Below are 22606 nucleotides of genomic sequence, written 5' to 3'. Positions count from 1 at the left end.
CGGGCAAAAGTCCGTGCTTGCATGAGATCTTGGCGATTGCCGCGATAACGAGCAAAACTCGCAGAGCGTGTTTTGTCTCGTTATGGTAAATTGAGGGAACCTCCTTATTGGATTATGCTTTCGCCTGTTTCTTTAACTTATTATTAAAATATATGAAAAACATTGTATTCAATATAATTCCCACAAAAGTAGAGGTCGGTGCAGCCAGACCAATCTTTGTCAGGCTTGCATTTGGCTGGACACTCATGTAGTAAGACATTGGCAGTCGTACCAGCAGCGTCTGAAACAGCCCCTGGAACATCACCCAGACGGTCTGATTGTTTCCGTTGAAATAACCTACCATACTGAACATGATAGCAGTTACAATGGTTTCCGGTGCAAAACCTTTCAGGTAATCAAAGCCCTTCTGGACAACTGCTGCATCGGTGGAGAAAAGTCCGGCAAGCACATCCCCTTTAAACATAACAAGTGCAAATACCAGACATCCAAACACAAGTCCCACCCCGATTCCGGTGAACATGGACTGTCTGGCACGTTTTGGTTTGCCAGCGCCAACGTTCTGGGAAACCAAGGAGGCCATGGACTGCATCAGGGCACTTGGCACCAGCATGGCAAAGTTTACGATCTTGCAGGCAACGCCATAACCAGAGGAAGCTTCCAGACCAAGGCGGTTCACGAAGGCGCAAAGTGCAAGGAAGGAAACCTGTGTAAGAAATTCCTGAAGCGCCAGGGGAAGACCGATTCCCAGAAACTTTTTGCACTGTGGGTTAAAGCAGAAGTCTGATCTGCGAATGGTAAATGGAAGCTTCTTCTTTATCAAAAGAATGATCGCACAGACTACGCTGACAGCCTGGGCAAAAACTGTGGCAAGGGCTGCACCTGCTGCATCCATATGAAGACCTGCAACCAGAAGCAGATCGCCGAAAATATTTACAATACATGCAACCAGAACGAAAAGCAGCGGTGACTTGCTGTCTCCCAGTCCACGGAAAATAGCGGCAAGCAGATTATAAGCAACAATAAAGAAAATACCGCTTCCGCAGATCCTCACATAGCTTGTGGTAAGGGCAACCGCCTCCTCAGGTGCCTGCATGAGCACAGAGATGGGACGGGCAAAGGTAACCATGATTACAAAGAGGATGGCAGAAATAACTGCGAATACAACTGTAGCACCGCCGATTACAGCTCCAATCTGTTCCGGCTTCTTTTCCCCCAGATAACGGGCAATGAGAACGGTGATTCCCATGGCAGTCTGGATGACCACGAAGGTGACCAGGTTCAGTACCTGGCTGCCGGTAGAAACTGCGGAAAGTCCGGAAGTGGAGCCGAAACGTCCCACCACCAGAAGGTCTACAGCACCATAAGCGGCCTGCAGCACCAGTGCTCCCAGAATGGGAAGCATAAATAAGGCAAGCTTTTTCAGAATGCTGCCCTGTGTAAAATCATTTTTTTCACTTGTCAAGGTTGATTCTCCTTTCACACATGATCTTGTAAAATTTTTCCATCGTGCGGATGGTGCAGCGGATGTCTTCTTCGGGAAGATCGTCCATAAAAGAGGACAGTGCAGTAAAGTACTGTGTATTGTACTTTTCTGACAGGGCTTTCCCTGCATCGGTGGCGGTCAGATAAGTGACACGTCTGTCTTCTGAAGAAGACAGTTTTTTCACATAGCCTTTTGACTCCATATCCTTGATCGTCCGGGTTACCCCAGGTCTGGGCAGTGCCAGGGTATCGCTTACATCTGAAACCTTCACCTGGATTCCCTGACGTTCCAGCGTCTCAATCACATCCAGATACTGGATAAAAGAAGAGGAAACACCCTCCGGCAGTGCCGGAAGCATATCACGGATCCGTTTCCCCTGGTAACAGGCATCCATCATCCGCTTTGCAAGTTCAATATCCATAATGTTCATACTCCTAAAAAAATAGTTATCAATGATAATTATCAACGGTAATTATAAGGAGGAGAGAGTGATTTGTCAAGAAAAATGAATTATACAAAATAAACAAAAACAGAAATATAAAACTATATAAAATATACAAATACTGTATTGCAATTTTCCCAAAAAAGGAGTAAAATATTAGATAAACAATAAAGCGAAATGCATTGAACAGGACAAGTCACAAAAGAGAACCTGATTACAGAGAACCGCAGACTGGTGAGATGCGGCAGATGGTGTTTTTGTGATATCACCCGGGAGCATCCCACTGAATCCAGTAAGCTGGGACGTAGTCTTCACGTTACAGAAGAGGCTGTTTCTATCGACAGCAATGAGCGACCGCATTTAGCAATAGATGCGATAATACAAAGTGGTACCACGGAAATTCCGCCTTTGTTATCCAGTTGGATAGCAAGGGCGTTTTTTATATATTCTAGAACGTGTTTGAAAAATCATTCCCGTAAATTGTGACGCACATCTTGCAGAAAGCCTTTTTTAAACATGCTCTAATACAAACGAAAGACGAGGAGAGAGATTATGAGTGGAATCGTAATGATGGTAATTGCCATCGTTGTTCTTGGCGGAGCCTATCTTCTGTATGGCCGTTACCTCCAGAACAAATGGGGCATTGACCCAAACGCAAAAACTCCAGCTTACGAAATGGAAGATGGAGTTGACTATGTACCTGCTGACACCAATGTAGTATTTGGACATCAGTTTGCATCCATTGCCGGTGCAGGCCCGATCAATGGACCAATCCAGGCTGCCATTTTTGGATGGCTTCCGGTACTGCTGTGGATCCTGATCGGTGGTGTGTTCTTCGGAGCTGTTCAGGATTTTGCGTCTATGTATGCATCTGTTAAGAACAAAGGACGTACCATCGGATACATCATTGAAGAGTATATTGGAAAACTTGGAAAAAAATTATTCCTTTTATTCTGCTGGCTGTTCTGTATTCTGGTTGTTGCAGCATTTGCAGATGTTGTAGCCGGAACCTTCAACGGATTTGCCACAAGTGATGCTGGTGAAGTTACAAAAGTAGCAGCAAATGGAGCTGTTGCAACTACTTCCATGTTATTCATTTTAGAGGCAGTTGGACTTGGATTTTTCCTGAAATATACAAAGTTCAATAAATGGGTCAATACTGCTTTTGCAATTGTACTTCTGGTAGCAGCAATTGCGCTGGGACTTCAGTTCCCGATTTATGTAAGCCTTGGAACATGGCACATTATCATCTTTGCATATATCCTGGTAGCCAGTGTAGCTCCTGTATGGGCACTGCTCCAGCCACGAGATTATCTGAACAGTTATCTGCTTATCTTCATGATCGTGGGTGCTGTTATCGGTGTATTTGCAGCAAACCCAGCATGTAACCTTCAGGCATTTACAAGCTTTAACGTAGATGGACAGTACATGTTCCCAATCTTATTTGTAACAATCGCCTGTGGTGCAGTTTCCGGTTTCCATTCCCTGGTATCTTCCGGTACTGCTTCCAAGCAGATCAAAAATGAGAAAAACATGCTTCCGGTTTCCTTTGGTGCAATGCTTATGGAAAGCATGCTTGCGATTATCGCATTGATCGCAGTTGCATCCTTTGGACAGGGCGAGGCAGCTGCACAGGGACTTACAACACAGCCGCAGATTTTCGCAGGTGCTATTGCAAACTTCCTTTCCGTGATCGGTTTGCCGCACTCCCTTGTGTTCACTCTGATCAACCTTGCAGTATCTGCATTTGCACTGACTTCCCTTGATTCTGTAGCCAGAGTTGGACGTCTGTCCTTCCAGGAATTTTTCCTTGATTCTGATACAGATGAGGAAAATATGAGTGCATTCCAGAAAGTGGTAACAAATAAATACTTTGCAACCATTATTACACTTGTACTTGCTTACCTGCTTACCAAGGTTGGATACGCAGAAATCTGGCCGCTGTTCGGTTCTGCAAACCAGCTGTTATCCGTACTTGCACTGGTAGCCTGCGCCGTATTCTTAAAGAAAACCAAGCGTCAGGGCTGGATGCTCTGGGTACCAATGGTATTTATGATGGCAGTTACCTTCACTGCACTTGGCATGACAATCGTAAAACTTTCCAAAGCATTCTTCTCCACAGGACTGGATCTTGGAAACACCTTACAACTGATCTTCGCAGTTCTGCTGCTGATCCTCGGCGTATTAGTTGCCATCCAGGGTGTTCAGAAGCTGCTTGAAAAGACAGATGATAAAAAAGTGACAGAGTAGTCTTATCCGTTATCGCGGCAGTCATCAGGATTTCGTGTAAGCACGAACTCTGGCTTGTTGTTCGCGTAAATGAAAAGCATTGAGAAACCTGAAAAATGGTTTTTCAATGCTTTTTTAGTCCATGACGCTCTAGTCTTGATTTTAATATGTCAAACCGACTGGATAAATTCCTCCACATAAAAAAGTGCAGCTCCGATAGCCGGTGTATACTGCCCATGTGTGCCCACGAGAATCTGTTCCTCTTCCAGCTCAAATGGAGTCATGGAATTGATCTGCCGCAGCAGATGATCTGTGTCATCTTCCGTAAAATAAGGTGCCAGATATCCACTGATAATAATCGGGGCATCAATGATCAGATTGAGATTTTTCATTGCAAAAGCCAGATGGTTCAGATAATCCTCCCAGATTTGTGTGAGCTGGGGGGATTTTTTTTCTCTTAAAAGGGGGAAAAACTCTTTTATGGACATGCCGCTGGCCTGTTCCAGGGAATTAGCCGAACAATAGGTCTCCAGACAGCCATGGTTTCCGCAGTAGCAAAGGGGTCCTTCCGGATCAATACACATATGCTCAATGGTGCCGCTGTGCATAGAGCTTCCCTGATGAATCTGATGATTGGTGATGATCGCACCGCCAAGATTTCGGTTCAGTAAAAACACAACCGCACTGTCAAGCTCCGGATGATTCCATAATTCCAGAAAAGCTGCGGATTTGGAGTCGTGCTCCAGATGGCAGAGATAAGGCAGATGCCTGGAAAAATCCTTCAGCCGCATTCCTGTGTTGTTCATAATATTTCCGTAGATAACAGTCGTATTGTCCGGGGAGGTGATTCCCTGGGTAGCAATGGAAACGCCCAGAATCTTATCCTCCGGATACTGGTTTGCGGCAATAAATTCTTTGATCTTATCTGTAAGCTGTTGATAGTAGGCTGCTGTATTTGAATAAGTCAGTGGAATGGTATCGGTACAGATTGTGTTTCCATACAGGTCGATGGCTGTGATATGAAACATGTTTTTTAATATGCCCACACCGATAGAAATTCTGAAATCAGAAACAATCTGAATGGCGTTGGCTTTTCGTCCGCCTGTGGAATCAAAGTAGCCGTTTTTCTCAATCAGCCCTTCGTTTTCCAAAAGATTTAAGTTCTGGCTGACAGTAGACAATCCCATTTGCAGATCCTGGACAATCTGAAGCTTGGAAGTCAGTTTGTTACGGTAAATATATTGGTAAACCTTGGAACGGTTTATCTTTTTTAAAGCAATGGTGGTCAATCCTTTTTCACTCATGATGGTCTCCTGATTACGCCTCTGGTGCAGTATGAAGTGGTTGATATATGACTATCTTCAATGTACCAGATAATACTAAGTTTTAACTGTATTCTAGTATAGTGGCCGGAAAAAAGCAACAATCATTAGAAAACTGGTAAAATCATACAAAATCAGAATTGGAAAATTAGAATTATTGTTAATGGATTTAAAAAAAAAGATATATACTCGACTTATAGTTAAGATATACACATAAGTTAAAACAAAAAGAAAACATAAAGAACAGCAAATCAGATTTTGATAGAAAATCAGATCCGCACAAGAAGAAAATCAGGGAGGAACAGAACATGAAATTAACATTAGAGGGAATCAAAGATCGTGAAGCATGGGAAAAGGCAGGAATCCAGCTTCCAGGCTATGATGTGGAGAAAGTATCCGCAAAGGCAAAGGAGGCACCAGTATGGGTGCACTTTGGAATTGGAAATATCTTCCGTGTGTTTATTGGAAGTATTGCAGACGGACTTCTGGAGGAAGGAATTCTGGACAGAGGAATCACATGCGTGGAGACCTTTGACTATGATGTAGTGGACAAGATTTATGAGCCATATGACAATCTCGGGCTAAACGTAATCCTTCATGGGGACGGAACCCGTGAGTATAAGGTTCTTGGGGCTCTGGCAGAAGCAGTAAAGGCTCAGTCTTCAGACCTGGATCAATGGAACCGTCTGAAAGAAATTTTCACCAGCAAATCCCTTCAGATGGTATCCTTTACCATCACGGAGAAGGGATATGCATTACATAAAGCTGACGGAACCTGGTTCCCATTTGTACAGGCAGATATCCAGGATGGCCCGGACAAAGCTACAGGAGCCATGGCAGTTCTGGTGGCAATGCTTTATGAGAGATATAAAGCAGGCAAATATCCCATCGCCCTTGTATCCATGGACAATTGTTCCAAGAATGGGGCCAAGCTTCGGGAATCTGTGCTGACCATGACAGAAGAGTGGAAGAAAGCCGGTTTTGTGGATGATGGATTTGTAAGCTACGTAAGTGATGAGAGTGTGGTGGCTTTCCCATGGACCATGATCGACAAGATTACACCTCGTCCAAGTGAGCAGATTGTAGCTGACCTTGAGAAGCTTGGTGTGGAAAGCATGCAGCCTGTTATCACAAGCAGGAAAACATATATTGCACCATTTGTAAACGCGGAGAAACCACAGTACCTTGTTATCGAGGACAGCTTCCCTAATGGACGACCTGCTCTGAAAAAAGGTTTCGGCGTATACATGGCAGACAGAAATACGGTAAACCTTTCTGAGCGAATGAAAGTAACCGTATGTCTGAATCCGGTTCATTCTGCAACAGGCCCTCTTGGCGTAGTTCTTGGATATGACCTTTTTGCCCATATGCTGAATACAAATGAAGATATGATGAAAATGGCGCGTATGGTAGCCTATGATGAGGGCCTTCCGGTAGTTGCGGATCCTGGAATCCTTTCCCCGCAGGCGTTTGTGGATGAACTTTTCAACGATCGTTTTCCAAATGAATATCTGGGAGATACCAATCTTCGTCTGGCAGTTGACGTGTCCCAGATGGTTGGCATCCGTTTTGGCGAGACAGTAAAAGCATATGTAGAAAGATTTGGAGATGCGTCCAGGCTTACTGCAATTCCTCTTGGAATCGCCGGATGGCTGAGATATATGCTGGCTGTTGATGATGAGGGTAACAAATATGAACTTGCTCCAGATCTGATGAATGAAGAGCTTCAGGAGCAGTTGAAAGATATTGTCATTGGAAAGCCTGAGACATTTAAGGATCAGCTGAAACTGATTCTTTCTAATGAGCGTCTGTTTTTTAAAGATCTTTATAAAGCAGGTGTGGGAGAGAAGATTGAGAACATGTTCAGGGAAATGATCGCAGGGCCTGGGGCTGTGCAGGCAACAATCCATAAATATGTTACCAAATAAAATACATATTGGGGGGAGGAAATACAAAATGACAGAACCGGTATTTGCGGCGGAACCGGCAAGACTGCTGGTCGCAGCAGCGGCAGGAATTATATTGCTTTTGCTGTTTATTATTAAATTTAAGATCCATCCGATTTTATCACTGCTGATATCAGCCCTGTTTATTGGACTTGGAGCCGGAATGCCGGTTCCAACTCTGGTAAGCACAGTGGAAAAAGGCACCGGGGATACCCTTCAGGGAATTGTCCTGTTAATTGGACTTGGCTCTTTGTTTAGAGGAATCCTGGAAGTATCCGGAGGCGCGCAATGTGTTGCCCAGACGCTGATTAATAAATTTGGCGAGAAAAAAGCAGGAATTGCACTGGGAATTACTGGCCTGGTAGTGGGAACCACTGTATTTTTTGAAGCTGGTGTGGTGATTCTCATTCCGCTTGCATTCGGACTTGCCAAAAAGACGAAGAAATCTACTTTATATTATGTGATCCCTCTTCTGGCAGGACTGGCTACCGGTTTTGCATTTATCCCGCCATCAGCGGGTTCTGTACTGGTTGCAAACATGCTGAATGTGGATCTTGGGGTTATGATCGCAGTAGGTGTGCCAGTTGGAATTTTGTCACTGATTTTTGCAGGCATTTTATGGTCAAAATTTATTGGAAGCAAAATTGATGCTGGACTTCCGTCAAATATTCAGGAGGTTCGGGAAGCCGAAGAAGGAAATCTTCCGAAATTTTCTACTGTGCTATGCATTATCCTTGTGCCGCTGATACTGATTTTGTGTAGCACAATTTCAACTTATATTCCTGGCATTGATTCGGTCAGATCAGTGCTGGAGTTCCTGGGAACGCCATTTGTGGCGCTGATCATTGCTGTGTTGTGTGCCATGTACTTCCTTGGAAAAAAGCAGGGATATGATGGAGAACAGCTAAAGAAAATCCTGGACCGTTCCCTGCGCCCTACAGGCCAGATCCTTCTGGTGATCACTGGCGGCGGAATTATCCGCTGGGTGCTCCAGGACTGCGGCATGGGAAATATCATCGGACCAGCTTTGGAAAAAAGCGGACTTCCGTTAGTATTGGTAGCGTTTCTCATTGCAGCATTGATCCGCGCGTCTGTCGGAGCTGCAGTGGTAGCCATGACAATGGCTGCCGGAATTATGGCCGCCATGCCTGGAGTAGCAGGTCTGTCACCGGTTTATCTGGCAGCTATGGTCTGTGCCATCAACGGAGGCGCAACCGCTTTCAGTCATGTAAATGATTCAGGTTTCTGGCTGGTCAGCTCCCTTCTTGAGATTGATGAAAAAACAACCCTGAAGTCCTGGACCATGATGGAAACCATTCTTGGATTTATAGGACTGGCCTGTGCTATTGTGATCAGCCTGTTTGCATAGGAGAGTGAAGTTTAGTCAGTATTTATAATTATTCGGCTAATCTGAAATCATATTCCAAATTAGCCGAAATACGAAAAGAATTATTGTTTATTCCGAAAAGACAATATGAAATTTTACTATGAGATTTATCTGAGGTTTAGGATAAATCTGCATTTAAAATTCATATTGTCTTTATTGTTTCTTTTCTTGTTCAAGGACAGAAACCGTGATATGATAGAAAAACATAATAAAAAATAAGGTGAAAGTTATGATTGACGATCCTTTTTCTGATTTACTTAGAACAAATAAGCATAAAGAAAGCACATCAAAATTGAACGACGACCTTGCCTACGAGATTCTTTCAGTGGTGGAGGAAATCCCTGTGGGAAAGGTGGCTGCTTAAGGCGGAAGGGGTTACGCTGAAGGAAAATGGATGTGTGGATTTGAGGAAGTTTTTGTGGGAATGTAATTGACTATTTATTAGATTGTACCTATAAAAAGTCCTGTTTATTGAACTATATAAATTAAAGGGTGCCGAAGTAAAGTTTGAAAAGCATTGATTTTAGAAAGGGTGTATAACGATAAAGAAAAATCTAAAACGAATACGGAATATACTTCTATGGTTTCTGCTTATTGTAGTGTTGGTAAATGTTTTTGCGCCATTGTATTGTAAGAAGCCAGATACGAAATTTGAGGAAATACTGAAAACAACTGAATTTACTTCTGATACGCCAGGAAGCGAACGGATCCGCTGCATTGACGATAACGAAGAGGCACTTCTGTGGCGGCTGAGGATGATAGGGGCTGCGAAGAAGAGCATTGTGCTGGCAACTTTTGACCTGCGGGCAGATGAAAGTGGGACGGATCTTCTGGCAGCGCTGAATCATGCCGCTGAAAAAGGCGTGGAAATTAAGCTTTTGATCGACGGCATTTACCAGCAGCTTTTCTTAAACGGAAGCAAGGAGTTCCAGGCGCTGGCGGCACGGGAAAATGTGGAGGTTGGTGTCTATAACCCAGTGAGTCCAACCGGTTTATTTAAGCTTAATTACCGTATGCACGATAAATACGTCATTGTAGACGACGAAATGTATCTGCTGGGCGGCCGCAACAGCAACGATATTTTCCTGGGAGATTATACTACAGATATCAATGTGGACCGGGATATTCTGGTGTGCGATACCACAAAAGGCGAGGGAGAATCCCTGCAGGAACTGGAAGCGTATTTTCAGCAGATATGGAACGAAGACTGTGTGCAGGTGAAGAGCGGCACACAAACCAATCTGTCAAAATACGAAAATCAGTACCAGTCCTTAGAAGCCCGTTACGCTTCTCTGGCAGAAAAATACCCTGACATTGAAATCTACAATTCCTGGAAAAAGGATACCATTTCGGCCAACAAAATTACCTTGCTCAACAACGGAACCCAGGCTGGTCCCAAGACCCCGCTGGTACTTCAGGCAATCCGCTATTTATCCCAGGAGGCAGACAAGGTAACCATCCAGACTCCATACGTTATCTGCAACGGCTACATGTACGATACATTAAACGAAATGGCCTCCCACGCCCAGCTGAAGATCATCCTCAATGCCGTAGAAAAAGGCTCCAACCCCTGGGGCTGCACCGATTACCTGAACCAGAAAAAGAAAATCCGGAAAACCGGTGCCGACGTATATGAGCTGATGAACGAGGTTCCAGTACATACCAAGGCCGTTCTTCTCGACGACCGCCTGTCCATTGTCGGATCCTATAACCTGGACATGAGAAGCACTTATCTGGATACAGAATTAATGCTTGTTATCGACAGCGCAGAACTAAACCAACAGATTCAGTCTACTGAGAACATTTACATGGAAAAAAGTAAAGAAGTCCTGTCAAACGGACAGGAGACCGAAGGGGCACAGTATGAAAAGAAGGTGTTGAACTGGCAGAAAAAAATGTTCTATGGAATATTAAGAATTATAATCAGACCATTACGGCAGCTGTTGTAGAGAATAAAAATGTTATATTTACAAAGTAAAATCAAAAAGATATAACGAATAATGTGAATATTGTTATAAAAAATAATACAAGAAAAAGGACTTAAGTTTTTTCTCTCTAAAAACCTAAGTCCTTTTTAAAGCTCAAACCGAACAGGTCAACATAAGATATAAGTATGCACTGTTATGTACTCACGCATTTATACGCAATCCAATTCTATTTTTTATCCTCAAACACCCCATTGGCATACGCCAGCAATTCCCTTGCATCATTGGTATACACATCCAACGGCCACTGCTTCCAGATATCCTGTGTACTTTTGAAAGCTTTACCACCAACTGCAATTTTCACATTCGGAAATTGCTCCCGGATAGACTCAGCAAATTCCTGACAGGTGATCAGATGCTGGGGCATAGATACAGAAAGCGCCACCAGATCCGGCTGGTTTTCCTCAATGGATTTCAGCAGAGCATCCTCCGGTACCGCTGCACCAAGGAAAATGCTGTCCCAGCCATCATTTTCGAAAAGATCCGCTACCATACGGGAGCCCATCTCGTGAAGCTCCATACCCGGACAGGCACATAGGATCTTGCGGTTCTTTCTCTCTTTGGCAAAGAGAAGCGGGTACATCTGCGCCATCGCCATCTGGGTAACAGAAGTACAGTAATGCTCTGCATCTACAGAAATCTGCGCAGTATGCCATAATTCTCCAATACGGCGCATGCTCTCAGCAAGAATCTCCACATAAATATCATTCACTGGAATGCCCTGCCTGGTAAACTGCTGGATCAGCTCCATGGACTTTCGCATATCTTTCTTAAACAGACTGTCCAGATACTGCTGAACCTGACTTTCATAACGTGAAAAAGGTGGGACATCCCCTGCCTTTGAGACATCCGTCTGAATCTCCGGATTTACCTTGCGTACGCTCTCACATGCCACATCCAAAAGTCTGAAAAGTTCCGCTCTCTTTTCCGGCTCGATGGTATCCTGGATTCCCTTTCTGATCTCATTAAAGTGAGCAATCACATACTCTTTCGTCTGGTCCGCTGTTCTTCTACCTTTGAAAACAGAAGCCATAAGCTGATACAGCCATGCTGCATAGTCCTCCATGATCTTGTCTTCGCCAAGGATCTAAGAGGTGTACAAAAAGTCCACATTATAACGGGTGTCACGGTAAATGATCTTGTGCACGCGCTTGTTTAATGAGGCGAAGTACTCCGCATTATTCTTCTGCTCATGGAGAAATGAGGACTCAGTGAGATCCTGAAATTCCTTTTCGTATTCCATCCATAATAAACTCATTTTTACAAGTCTCCTTTTTATAATGTTCGCATATAACTGTTTCATTGGAAATATTTTGCAAAAAAAATATAACAGTTACAGCGTGCTATCGTTTACTATTCGCTGGCAGCATTCCGCAAATTGTGTTGCCGTGAACAGTAACTGTTATAATAAAACTATAATAGTACAATTCTCATCTGTCAATATATCTGTTCTCCAAATCCACACAAAACAACATAACACTTTCTGATATTGTAAAGAAACGGAAAGAAAACGGAAAAAAGATGGTGAAAAATCAAATAAATAGTAAATTAGGAATTGATTTTTTGTATAAAAGCAGTTAGAATGACCTGTGGGGATAAAAGTAGTTCCCCACAAATAAAATCTAAGAACAAAGGCAGGTGAACAGAATGGATAGTTGCGATTCTCATGGGCGAAGTAGTTGCATAGGATGGAAAAACGAAATGACAGATGAGCGCAGCGTACATTCTGTTCTTTCATTATAATAGAGTGTGGTGTGAGCCGGCTCTCTGATGACATTTCTTTTTTCAATCCTATGAAATCCACAAAGAAGTTACAGTACCAATAAAGGGACTCATCTAATAACAGCAGAGGATCGTTTGTGATTCTGCGCTTTTTTGGTGTGTATATTTGTGCTGTGTCCAGGTGAAAATGATAGTTATCTGGATCGCTTCATATGCCCTGTGCGGGATCCAATATTCCCTGAAAAGAACAGAAGAGATTCTGTTCGAATACGGATTTTACTGTCCGTAAAATTGGACTTTGCTAAGTCCGCTGAAAAATACATAAGATAAACACCATAGAGCTATTTATACGCTCGGAACAGGTGAAATGTCTTATTGTCAGATTGGAGAAAGTAGGATGGAGAAAAGAGTGCAGGACTACACCCAGGACATTCTGGCTGTAGTAAGAAGTAATACTTCTCCAGCTGCTATGAGCAACAAGCTGGAGGATTTTCATGCCAACGACCTTGCTGACGCAATGCCGAGGCTGACTGTTCAGGAACGCTATAAACTGTACCGGATTCTGGACTTGAACATGCTGTCTGATATTTTTGAGTATACAGACTCAGACAATGCAGCAGAATATGTGAAAGAGATGGATGTAAAAAAAGGTGCCGCCATTCTTTCACGCATGGAGACCGACGCTCTTGTGGAGGTACTCCAGAAAATTGATAAAGCTAAAAAGAAATTACTGTTCGAATTAATGGACGATGATGTCCGCCACGACATCGAAATGATCGCTTCCTTTGACGAGGATGAGATCGGTAGCCGTATGACTACCAACTGCATCATCATTCGTGAGAATCTGACTGTAAAGCAGGCTATGAACAGCCTTGTGGAGCAGGCTGCCAGGAATGATAATATTTCCACAATCTTTGTGGTAACGGAATCACAGAAATTTTACGGAGCCATTGATCTGAAGGACCTGATCATTGCAAGACAGGACAAATCCCTGGATGATCTGGTGGCAACCTCTTACCCATATGTATATGCGGAAGAGGACATTGACGACTGTATCGAAGAACTGAAAGCTTATTCCGAGGATTCCATTCCGGTACTGGATAATGACAACCGCCTTTTAGGTGTTATCACATCTTCCAACATCATCGACCTGGTTGATGATGAGATGGGAGAAGATTACGCCATGCTGGCAGGTCTTACTGCGGAGGAGGATCTGAAGGAGCCCTTGAAAGAGAGTATGAAGAAACGTATGCCATGGCTGATCGTTCTTCTTGGTCTTGGCATGGTGGTATCCTCTGTAGTAGGTGTCTTCGAGAATGTAGTTACCCAGCTCCCCATCATCATGGCCTTCCAGTCCCTTATCCTGGACATGGCCGGAAACGTTGGTACCCAGTCCCTGGCTGTTACCATCCGGGTACTGATGGACGAGTCCCTCACCGGCAAGCAGAAGCTGGAACTTGTATTGAAGGAAATGCGGATTGGCCTTTGCAACGGTGCATTGCTTGGTATTTTGTCCTTCGTACTCATCGGACTTTACATCTACTTATTTAAAGGAAAAACACTGTTATTCGCATACGCCGTATCCGGCTGCATCGGAGTCGCCCTGCTTCTTGCAATGCTGATCTCCAGTGCCGTAGGTACCTGCATCCCTCTGTTTTTCAAAAAAGTAGGCGTAGACCCCGCCGTAGCCTCTGGCCCCCTAATCACCACTGTCAACGACCTTGTTGCCGTTGTAACCTATTACGGCCTTGGATGGGTATTCCTCATCGGAGTCCTGCACCTGGCAGGTTAATAACATTGTATATTGAAAGCTCTTTAGGAATTAAAAATCCTGAGGAGCTTTTGCTTTACCGTGTTATTGTTCAGTGTCTGAGAAAATGTAATTTTACGCTTCAAATACCCAGCGATTTTGCAATGTATATTCATGTAGCCGTGCATTTCAGGAGCGGTTTTAGCGTAGGCGAGATCCGATGGTTAGGTCGACTTAGCCGAGAGGGCTCTCCCGAGCGGCTTAGTCGCAGTTACCAGCTAGCTTGCCGAAGCGTTGCGACGCACGGCGGTGAATATACATTGTAAAATCGCGTCCGGGTAACGAATTTGACAAACTTTCCATAAAAAAGTAAAATACTTATAACTATGCAGAAACATGCATACTACAGATCTTTTCCAAAGGAAAACTATAATAAAAAATACGAAGAAGCGAGGATGGACCGAAATGAATACATGGGAAGCAAACATTCGTAAAGTAGTACCTTATACCCCAGGCGAGCAGCCCAATCAGCCAGACATGATCAAGCTGAATACCAACGAGAACCCATATCCCCCTGCACCAGGCGTGGAAAAAGCATTACATGGAATCAAGCCGGATACCCTCCGTCTTTACCCAGATCCCACAGCCGGCGACCTGGTACACGCCATCGCCCAGAACTATGGCATGAAAGACGAGCAGGTATTTGTAGGCGTAGGCTCAGACGACGTACTTGCCATGAGCTTTCTCACCTTCTTTAACTCAGACAAACCAATCCTTTTCCCCGATATTACCTATTCCTTCTACGACGTATGGGCAGACCTTTTCCGGATCCCATATGAATGCAAAGCTCTTGATGAGAACTTCTGCATCCGCAAAGAAGACTACTTCGGAGAAAACGGCGGAATCATTTTCCCCAATCCAAACGCTCCTACAGGAGTAGAACTTCCACTTGGTGACATTGAAGAAATTATTCAGCACAATCCAGACGTGATCGTGATCGTAGACGAAGCTTACGTAGATTTTGGAGCGAAATCAGCTCTGGAACTGATCGGGAAATACGACAACCTTCTGGTGGTCCAGACCTTTTCCAAATCCCGCTCCATGGCAGGAATGCGTATCGGTTTTGCCTGCGGAAATCCACAGCTGATCAAATTCCTGAACGACGTGAAATATTCCTTTAACTCCTACACCATGGACCGCACCACCCTTGCCACCGGTGTGGCTGCAATCCAGGATAAGGCATATTTCACAGAGACATGCGGGAAGATCATGGCCACAAGAGAATGGACCAAGAAAGAACTGTCTGCTCTTGGCTTCACCTTCCCGGACTCCAAGACCAATTTTATTTTTGCATCTCACAACAGTTGTCCTGCAAAAGAGATTTTTGAGGCACTCAGGGAAGAACATATTTATGTAAGATACTTCCCGAAACCAAGGATTGACAACTATCTGCGCATCACAGTGGGAACACAGGCAGAAATGGAGAAATTGATTCAGTTTTTAAAAATTTATCTGACAAAGCGAAAATAGCACAGTAACTGACGACTTAACTCTGTATGCAGCTATAATATGAATGCGCTTGGGCGATATTGCTATTCACTCTTATTAAATTTCTGGCATTGATAACGCCAGACAACCAGGAGTAAAAATGAAATATAACAAGTTGTTAAAAAAAGGAGTTTTAAGCCTTCTTCTGGCAGGCTCCCTGGTTTTCACCGGAATGCCTGCCTGGGCCATGGACTCCGTGGACGGAAATACAAGCTGGGAAGCCAGCGTCACAATAGGTACTGAAACGGAAAGTTCCGAAGAAAATGCGAACCAGTCGTTTGAAGAAAGGCAAATGTCCACTGGAGACCAGTCGCAGACCTGGGATACAGATCAGCAGAACGCATTTGCCTCTGGTGATGACACAGACGTTTTTTCAGACACAGACGACTTCCAGTCCGCAGGCAGCGACGACGGCTTTTCCGATGGAGAAGCTGAGGAACAGACTTCTGGATTTGGCAGTCTGGATCCCGATGATCCGTCCCCGGAAGATGAAAATTCCATAGAAGAGAATGGCCTTACTGATGAGGAAATCGAAGCCCAGTTAGAGCCTATCCGGGAACTGGAGCCTTTAAGCTATGTGGATCCGCCTTCTGGCAATGGGAACGGGGATACGGGAGGCATAGGCGCTGCAAGAGCCGCGTCCTATCCTGCGAGGTACGATCCAAGAAGCAGTCTTTCCCTTCAGGTCCGCAACCAGAAGCCCTCCAATATGTGCTGGGCGTACACTCTGGCTGCCAATCTGGAAATATCCTTCAAAAGAGCTGGAGCTGGTCTTTTTGATCTGTCGGAAGAACATCTGGCCTACTTTTTTGCAAACCGAAAGAACGATCCGCTGGGAAATACCGCCAATGACAGGAATGAAGTTCAGCATTCCTACCGGGAAGGCGGAAATCAGACACTGGCTGCCATCTTTTTAAGCACCTGGAGCGGCATGGCGCTGGAGTCTCAGGTTCCCTATGAGACCAATGCAGACCACACTCTGGATTCCGAGAAAGTCCCAGATTCCAGCATGGCATACAAAACAACGGCATACCTGGAAAATGCTGCATTTTCCTCTTACTCTGTAAATAATATTAAGAACCTGATTTCGGAATATGGCTCTGTTTCCATGTCTTTTGGCATGTATGACAGCTATTATAATCCACATATGTATGCCTACAGTTACCCGGGAAGCGCGGGAGTAAACCATGCGGTGACATTGGTTGGATGGGACGATAATTTTTCCAGGGAAAATTTCAACGAAGACAGCAAGGTAACTTCTGACGGAGCGTGGATCGCGAGAAACAGCTGGGGAGATGACTGGGGTGACGGCGGTTACTTCTACATTTCCTACCAGAACAAATGCAACTATAACATTGTGGCTGCAGAAGCCAGTACAAGCCCGAAGTACAGAAACAATTATTTCTATGACGGTTCCTGTGCGCTGAGCAAACTGAAACTGTACCCTTCCGGAAGCGGCGGGATTTCTTCTGTTTCCAATGTTTTTCAGGCAAAAGCAGGAAACGGAAAGGGAGAGGCGCTGGGGGAGGTGGTGCTGGCTACCTACACAGACGGCGGTTCCTACAGCATTCAGATCTATACCAATCTGAAGGATAAGAGTAATCCAGTGAGTGGAACACCAGCCTACAGCAGTCCGGTTACCTTTTATCAGGAGCATGCCGGCATTTCTACCGTGACGGTTCCGGAAGTAAATTTGATGAGCGGCACCTTGTATTCCGTGGTAGTTACTAATATAGGCTCTTCCGCTGTGGACTATCTGTGTGAGACCAACAGTGCTTATGACTGGGTGGAATTTAATGCAGATCTGAAGGAAAATCAGAGCTTCTGTTATCATGAGAAAAGCGGCTGGAATGATTTTTCCAAGACCAGTCCAAGCGCATGTGCCAGAATTAAAGCCCATACACGGACCCTGAGCAGTGCAGTAACGGTGCAGAAGCCATCCTCCATGCAGGCATTTGCCAAGGCTTATAACAAGGTCGGTCTGACCTGGACGAAAGTCTCAGGCGTTTCCGGCTACCAGATCTACCGGAAAGAATCTGGCGGCGAGTACAAGAAGATGACAACCCTGTCTTGGAGCTACAGTGCATGGACAGACACCACCGTGAAGCCTGGAATTACATATACCTATAAGATCCGCGCGTACAGCATGGTAAACGGAACTGCGAAATATTCCGATTTTACAGGGGGAAAAGCTGTGAAACCGGCACTTTCCACTCCGGCTGTTTCTGTGAAGGTTTCTTCTGGCGGCTATAATACGGTTTCCTGGAATAAGATCTCCGGAGCCGAAGGATATGTGGTTTACCGGAAAACTTCTTCTGGAAAATGGACGAAAATATCCACTATAAAAAAGGCTGCAACGACCTCTTATAAAGACAAAAAGACTAAAGCCACCACAGTGTATGAATACACAGTAAGAGCTTACTGTACCGTGAATAAAAAAACTGTGGCAAGCAGCTATAAGTCCAGTGGAAAATATAAGTCGGCGCCGAGTACGCAGTCTGTTTCTTCTGTTTCCAATGTGAAAAATGGATTGAAGGTGAAATGGAAAGCGCAGAAAAAATGTGATGGTTATTACATTTACCGAAAGACTGGAAGCGGCAAATATACGCTGACCGCTACAATTAAGAAGGGCAGTACCTCCTCCTGGACAGACACGAAAGCGAAGAAAGGGAAGAAATACACGTATTATGTGTGTGCCTATGTAAAAGAACCTACAGGTGTAGTGAAGAGTAAATATAAGGCGTTTAAGGCAGTGAAAAAAAGCTGAGAAGCAGCAAGCAAAAAGGAAGCTCGTTACATGAGCTTCCTTTTTAACATTTCCGGGTTGGAAGAATATTTCAGGGCTGTTTCCCTGGTGATCTGGCGGTTTCGGTAAAGCTCCAGCAGGCTGTTATCCATGGAACGCATGTCTGCCTGTGAAGAGGAGGCAATCACGCCGTCAATCTGGTAAATCTTATTATCACGGATCATATTTCGGATGGCCGGGGTCAGTCTCATAATTTCAAAAACCGGAATATTGTGTCCATTCACATCTGGAACCAGCTGCTGGGAAATAACAGTCTGCAGTACCATGGAAAGCTGAATGGCGATCTGGTGCTGCTGGCTTGGTTCAAAAACATCCATAATACGGCTGATGGTATTGGCAGCCCCGGTAGTATGAAGGCTGGAAAGGATGAGATGACCGGTCTCGGCAGCTGTCATGGCCGTCTGGATGGTCTCGTGGTCACGCATTTCTCCAAGAAGGATCACATCCGGGCTCTGGCGCAGGGTAGCGCGCAGGGAAACCAGATAATTAGCAGTATCGGTGCAGATCTCACGCTGGCTGACAATGCATTTGTCATGGCGGTGCAGGTATTCCAGAGGATCCTCAAGGGTGATGATATGTCCTTCCCTGCTGTGGTTGATCTGGTCAATGATGCAGGCCATAGTGGTGGATTTTCCGCTTCCGGCAGGGCCAGTGATCAGAACCATGCCTTTGGTAAGATCGGCAGCTTCCATAACAGCTGGCGGAATATGCAGATCCTGGGGATCCGGCAGGTTAAAGGCAATGATACGGATGACAGCAGCAAGAGAACCACGCTGGCGGTAGGCATTTACACGGAATCTGGAAAGTCCGGGAATTGCCATGGAGAAGTCGTCGTCTCCAGATTCCAGCATAGGCTGGATGTTCCGGTCATGGGCAAGCTTGTAGATGATCCGGATAAATTCGTCTGTCTCAGGGGGCATGAGCCGTTCCTCAAATCCCTCCAGAGTGCAGAGCTTTCCGTCGATTTGTACAGAAAGGGGACGGCCTGCAATAATAAAAATGTCAGAGGCTTTTTTCTCAGTGGCAAGCTGGAGAAAAGCCTTTACTTTTTCTTCCATAAAACTATTCTCCTTTATAGACGGACTGGCTGCTATCTGGGTTCCAGTCGGCAGTTACAACGGTGTTCCAGGAAAGGATCCTGGCGGGATTGCTGTCTGTCCGGAATACAGAAATCTTTGCAGCCAGACTCTGGGTATCCGAAAATGCTTTCACGTAGCTGACTGTATGCTCATCTGGATCCCATTGTACATTCTCCTGTAAGTCCAGATAATCAGAGACGAGCTGGTAATAGGCACTCTCTGTTTTGGCCTGTGTCTGGAATTCTTCTAAGGCCTGTACCAGTTTGGCATAAAAATCAGCTGCCTCACTGCAGGCATTATAATAAGCTGTGGTCTGTTCCAGGGAAAGGGTACTGGCGCGCAGATTCTGCCTGGAAGTACCATATCCCAAAAGGGAAAGGATCACCAGCATAAGCACTCCGAAGATCAGAAACAGGGAAGGAATTCCAGTCGCGGAAAAAAGATTTTTTTTCTCTTTCATGAATCCGATTCCTCCTTTGCAGTCAAAATAGGAAAACGGATGGTCTGTGTATAGAGACTGTTTTCTTCATTGGCATTCTGGAGCTTTACAAACGTGATCTGAACTTCTTTGACATTGGCAGAAGCAGAGCAGACCACCATCATTTTATAAACTGCGTCTTCCTGGGAAGTATTCTGCCACTGTTTGTCAAAATAATAGCAAATACTGTCCTGATCTGCAACTCCCTCCGGCATCAGAGAAAGAAAACTTTGGACAGTGCCGTCGGTCCCCTCCAGAATTTCACCGGCGCTGGTGATCAGTTCCTGGATATGAGAGTCCTCCCGGGCGTTCACCCTTGCGGTATAGGAGGCTGCAAACAGTCTTACACAGACGCCGCAGGTCAGTCCAAGAAAAAGAAGGACAAATATCATTTCCATAAGAAAAAGACCGGATTTGGAATGGGTAGTAATTTTTTGCATGAAAAACTTCCTTTCCGAACATAATTCAAAAGCCTGTGCTTCAGGCTGGAACGCCGGGATGAAGCAGAAAACTGGAGCTATGTCCGTCTGTGTCCGTTAATGTGATCCTGTAAAAAGTGTTTTCCACAGCTTCAATCTGGAAATCCTGAAGCTGTACCAGGTCAGTCCCCATGGAAAAATCTGCCTGGGAACCTTCTGCGGTAAAAAGCTCTTTTAAGTGGCTGCCGTCAAAATAAATATAAGTGCAGTAAGCTTTGCCCTCAATATCTTCCTGAAAGCAAAGGGCCTGTGTTCCCTGAAGCTCTGTAAGGGAAGTCTTTCCAGGAATATCATGCTGACGGAATTTGGTAGTGATGTAAGAGGCAGCGGTATAAAGGTTGTTATTGGTGTCCAGGCTTTTTACAGATGCCTGATAGTTCCCGGCACCAAAAAGCAGCAGAAATAAAAGAAACAGCACATACATTGCAAAGAGCAGCAGGGCTGCCAGTGAATCAATACTGTGGTTCTTCTGGTTAAATCTGGAGATCATCTGGCACCTCCTTTTCGGGCAGTTACCGGAAGTACACTGATGGATGGCAGCAGATTGGATCCGTTTGGAACATATTCTACCACAAATTTCTCAGAGTCATAGGTAATATGATAATCGGAAAGCAATTCGTCCAGGCTCTGGGGATACCGGCCTGTGAGGGCATAAGTGCGGATGGCACCGCCTTCCAGCGCCTGGGTTAACGTAATTTGTTCTTTTTCCAGGGAATCTGCCTGTGTACGTGCAATCCCCAGGTAGAAGACAAAGCAGAGGATCACTGCGGATAAGATCGGAACAAGGCTCCGGAAAATCCGCTTCGCATGCGTTCCTTTGGTTTCAAAGATATCCATTTTTATTCTCCCTTGCGTCTGTTACGCGATCATCTCAGACAACAGTCCCAAAAGCGGCATCATAACAGAAAGAAGGATCAGCCCTACAAGAAGAGAAAGGACGATCACGATCGTTGGCTCTAAAATTGACACAATATGGGAAATAGAGCCTACGGACTTCTCTTCGTACTGCCCGGCAAGCTTTTCCATCACTTCGTCGGATGCGCCAGCCTGAAAACCAAGGGAGATCAGGCGAAGCTCCATGGCCTTAAAAAGCCCGGACTCTGTGATGGCTTCTGTAAATCCATATCCCTGGGAGAGCTGCTTCTGGGCTGCGTTAAGCTTTTCTCTGATCTCGGTCTGGGAAACAACCGCGTTTGCAAGCTCCACACAAAGCTCAGGGGAAAGTCCGCTGCGGATTCCCATGGAAATGCACTGGCAGAGACGGCTGTAATCTAAGTTCACCGGGATTTCTTTCATTCCTGGAAAACGGTAGACGATTTTGCGGATCAGCTCCTGTCCCTTTGGATGAAGGACAAGAAAAAGGATGAAGCCGATCAGCGCGATCAAAAGAACAAGAAATACAGTGGAATAGCGGCTGAGCGTTTCGCCCATTCCAAGAAGGGCGCCGGAGACTCCACTCATTTCCAGTCCCAGCTGTCGGAAAACCTGTCGGAAAACCGGGAGGACTTTTACCAGAAGAATTACAATAACAGCAGTCATCATGCCCAGCATAACAAGGGGATAAGTGACGGCGCTCTGGATCTGGTCCGTGATCTGGATCTCTTTTTCATAGAATGCGGACAGTCCTTTCATAACCTCATCCAGACAGCCGGTTTCTTCACCGGTGCGGACATAGGCAGTCATAGAAGCTGGAAAAGCCCCGGATTCTTCCAGTGCATGTGCCAGGGAACCGGATTCCTCCATATCTTTATAAAGAAAGGTTAAAATCTCTTTGCCCCGTTCTGTCTGGCTGTCATCATTTAAGACGGCAAGTCCCTCGATGGCGGACATTCCGGAACGCAGTATAATGGAAAACTGTTCGCAGAACTGGAACAGCTCCCGGTTATTTAATTTGGTAATCATATAAAATCCTCTCTGAAAAAAGCATCAGGCAGGTTCCACAAAAAAATA

At 45.1% G+C, this 22606-nt stretch carries 19 protein-coding genes and 1 other annotated feature; of the genes, 8 read left to right on the top strand and 11 right to left on the bottom strand.

Features of this window, described 5'->3' with window-relative positions; all coding sequences use genetic code 11:
• Positions 1-112: 112 nt before the first annotated feature.
• Together ACTQ50_RS00980 and ACTQ50_RS00975 are read right to left on the bottom strand one after the other, a co-directional pair.
• Positions 113-1462 (bottom strand): MATE family efflux transporter, encoded by a 1350-nt coding sequence (locus ACTQ50_RS00980; RefSeq protein WP_441482566.1) that lies wholly within the window; start codon positions 1460-1462, stop codon positions 113-115.
• Positions 1452-1904 (bottom strand): MarR family winged helix-turn-helix transcriptional regulator, encoded by a 453-nt coding sequence (locus tag ACTQ50_RS00975; RefSeq protein WP_441482565.1) that lies wholly within the window; start codon positions 1902-1904, stop codon positions 1452-1454. Before ACTQ50_RS00975 ends, ACTQ50_RS00980 begins: the two co-directional genes overlap by 11 nt.
• Positions 1905-2098: 194 nt before the next feature.
• Positions 2099-2338, top strand: a binding site (T-box leader).
• Positions 2339-2477: 139 nt separating this feature from the next.
• Between ACTQ50_RS00975 and ACTQ50_RS00970 the strand changes: the two genes are divergently transcribed.
• Positions 2478-4175 (top strand): carbon starvation CstA family protein, encoded by a 1698-nt coding sequence (locus ACTQ50_RS00970; RefSeq protein WP_441482564.1) that lies wholly within the window; start codon positions 2478-2480, stop codon positions 4173-4175.
• Positions 4176-4324: 149 nt separating this feature from the next.
• On the opposite strand, the gene ACTQ50_RS00965 is transcribed toward ACTQ50_RS00970, so the two are convergent.
• Positions 4325-5458 (bottom strand): ROK family transcriptional regulator, encoded by a 1134-nt coding sequence (locus ACTQ50_RS00965; protein WP_441482563.1) that lies wholly within the window; start codon positions 5456-5458, stop codon positions 4325-4327.
• 326 nt (positions 5459-5784) lie between these two features.
• Between ACTQ50_RS00965 and ACTQ50_RS00960 the strand changes: the two genes are divergently transcribed.
• From ACTQ50_RS00960 to ACTQ50_RS00945, 4 genes are all read left to right on the top strand, one after another.
• Positions 5785-7404 (top strand): mannitol dehydrogenase family protein, encoded by a 1620-nt coding sequence (locus tag ACTQ50_RS00960; RefSeq protein WP_441482562.1) that lies wholly within the window; start codon positions 5785-5787, stop codon positions 7402-7404.
• A 28-nt stretch (positions 7405-7432) separates the two neighbouring features.
• The gene (locus ACTQ50_RS00955; protein ID WP_441482561.1) at positions 7433-8791 is read left to right on the top strand and encodes a GntP family permease; all 1359 of its coding nucleotides are present in this window, start codon (positions 7433-7435) and stop codon (positions 8789-8791) included.
• A 247-nt stretch (positions 8792-9038) separates the two neighbouring features.
• A complete protein-coding gene (locus tag ACTQ50_RS00950) occupies positions 9039-9173 on the top strand; it encodes a hypothetical protein (protein WP_441482560.1) in 135 nt (44 codons plus the stop codon).
• Positions 9174-9432: 259 nt separating this feature from the next.
• On the top strand, positions 9433-10758 hold the full coding sequence (locus tag ACTQ50_RS00945) for a phospholipase D-like domain-containing protein (RefSeq protein WP_441482559.1): 1326 nt from the start codon (positions 9433-9435) through the stop codon (positions 10756-10758).
• Between the two features lie 205 nt (positions 10759-10963).
• Here the strand turns inward: ACTQ50_RS00945 and ACTQ50_RS00940 are convergent, their stop codons facing one another.
• Together ACTQ50_RS00940 and ACTQ50_RS00935 are read right to left on the bottom strand one after the other, a co-directional pair.
• Positions 10964-11860 (bottom strand): cobalamin B12-binding domain-containing protein, encoded by an 897-nt coding sequence (locus tag ACTQ50_RS00940; protein WP_441482558.1) that lies wholly within the window; start codon positions 11858-11860, stop codon positions 10964-10966.
• 21 nt (positions 11861-11881) lie between these two features.
• A complete protein-coding gene (locus ACTQ50_RS00935; protein ID WP_441482557.1) occupies positions 11882-12052 on the bottom strand; it encodes a hypothetical protein in 171 nt (56 codons plus the stop codon).
• An 861-nt stretch (positions 12053-12913) separates the two neighbouring features.
• Here ACTQ50_RS00935 and mgtE point away from each other — a divergent pair.
• The 3 genes from mgtE (at position 12914) to ACTQ50_RS00920 (ending at position 18581) form a co-directional block, all read left to right on the top strand.
• On the top strand, positions 12914-14308 hold the full coding sequence (mgtE, locus tag ACTQ50_RS00930; RefSeq protein ID WP_441482556.1) for a magnesium transporter: 1395 nt from the start codon (positions 12914-12916) through the stop codon (positions 14306-14308).
• 423 nt (positions 14309-14731) lie between these two features.
• Positions 14732-15796 (top strand): histidinol-phosphate transaminase, encoded by a 1065-nt coding sequence (gene hisC, locus ACTQ50_RS00925; RefSeq protein WP_441482555.1) that lies wholly within the window; start codon positions 14732-14734, stop codon positions 15794-15796.
• A gap of 118 nt (positions 15797-15914) precedes the next feature.
• Positions 15915-18581, top strand: coding sequence for a C1 family peptidase (locus ACTQ50_RS00920; RefSeq protein WP_441482554.1), 2667 nt, complete (start codon positions 15915-15917; stop codon positions 18579-18581).
• A gap of 26 nt (positions 18582-18607) precedes the next feature.
• On the opposite strand, the gene ACTQ50_RS00915 is transcribed toward ACTQ50_RS00920, so the two are convergent.
• The 6 genes from ACTQ50_RS00915 to ACTQ50_RS00890 are packed head-to-tail and all read right to left on the bottom strand — an operon-like array spanning position 18608 to position 22558.
• Complete coding sequence (locus ACTQ50_RS00915) at positions 18608-19678, bottom strand: type IV pilus twitching motility protein PilT (RefSeq protein WP_441482553.1); 1071 nt, start codon at positions 19676-19678, stop codon at positions 18608-18610.
• A 4-nt stretch (positions 19679-19682) separates the two neighbouring features.
• Positions 19683-20159: a hypothetical protein gene (locus ACTQ50_RS00910; RefSeq protein ID WP_441482552.1), complete on the bottom strand. Its 477-nt coding sequence runs from the start codon at positions 20157-20159 to the stop codon at positions 19683-19685.
• Positions 20156-20617, bottom strand: a complete 462-nt coding sequence (locus tag ACTQ50_RS00905) for a hypothetical protein (RefSeq protein ID WP_441482551.1) — start codon at positions 20615-20617, stop codon at positions 20156-20158. The genes ACTQ50_RS00910 and ACTQ50_RS00905 overlap by 4 nt, the downstream gene beginning before the upstream one ends.
• Positions 20618-20657: 40 nt before the next feature.
• Positions 20658-21146, bottom strand: a complete 489-nt coding sequence (locus ACTQ50_RS00900) for a DUF4860 domain-containing protein (protein ID WP_441482550.1) — start codon at positions 21144-21146, stop codon at positions 20658-20660.
• Positions 21143-21493 (bottom strand): hypothetical protein, encoded by a 351-nt coding sequence (locus ACTQ50_RS00895; RefSeq protein WP_441482549.1) that lies wholly within the window; start codon positions 21491-21493, stop codon positions 21143-21145. The genes ACTQ50_RS00900 and ACTQ50_RS00895 overlap by 4 nt, the downstream gene beginning before the upstream one ends.
• A gap of 21 nt (positions 21494-21514) precedes the next feature.
• A complete protein-coding gene (locus tag ACTQ50_RS00890; protein WP_441482548.1) occupies positions 21515-22558 on the bottom strand; it encodes a type II secretion system F family protein in 1044 nt (347 codons plus the stop codon).
• Between the last annotated feature and the right edge of the window lie 48 nt (positions 22559-22606).

The organism is Blautia sp. Sow4_E7 (assembly GCF_052116245.1).
In the GTDB taxonomy this organism is placed as follows: Bacteria; Bacillota; Clostridia; order Lachnospirales; family Lachnospiraceae; genus Blautia_A.
This window is presented reverse-complemented; position numbering and strand designations above follow the sequence as displayed.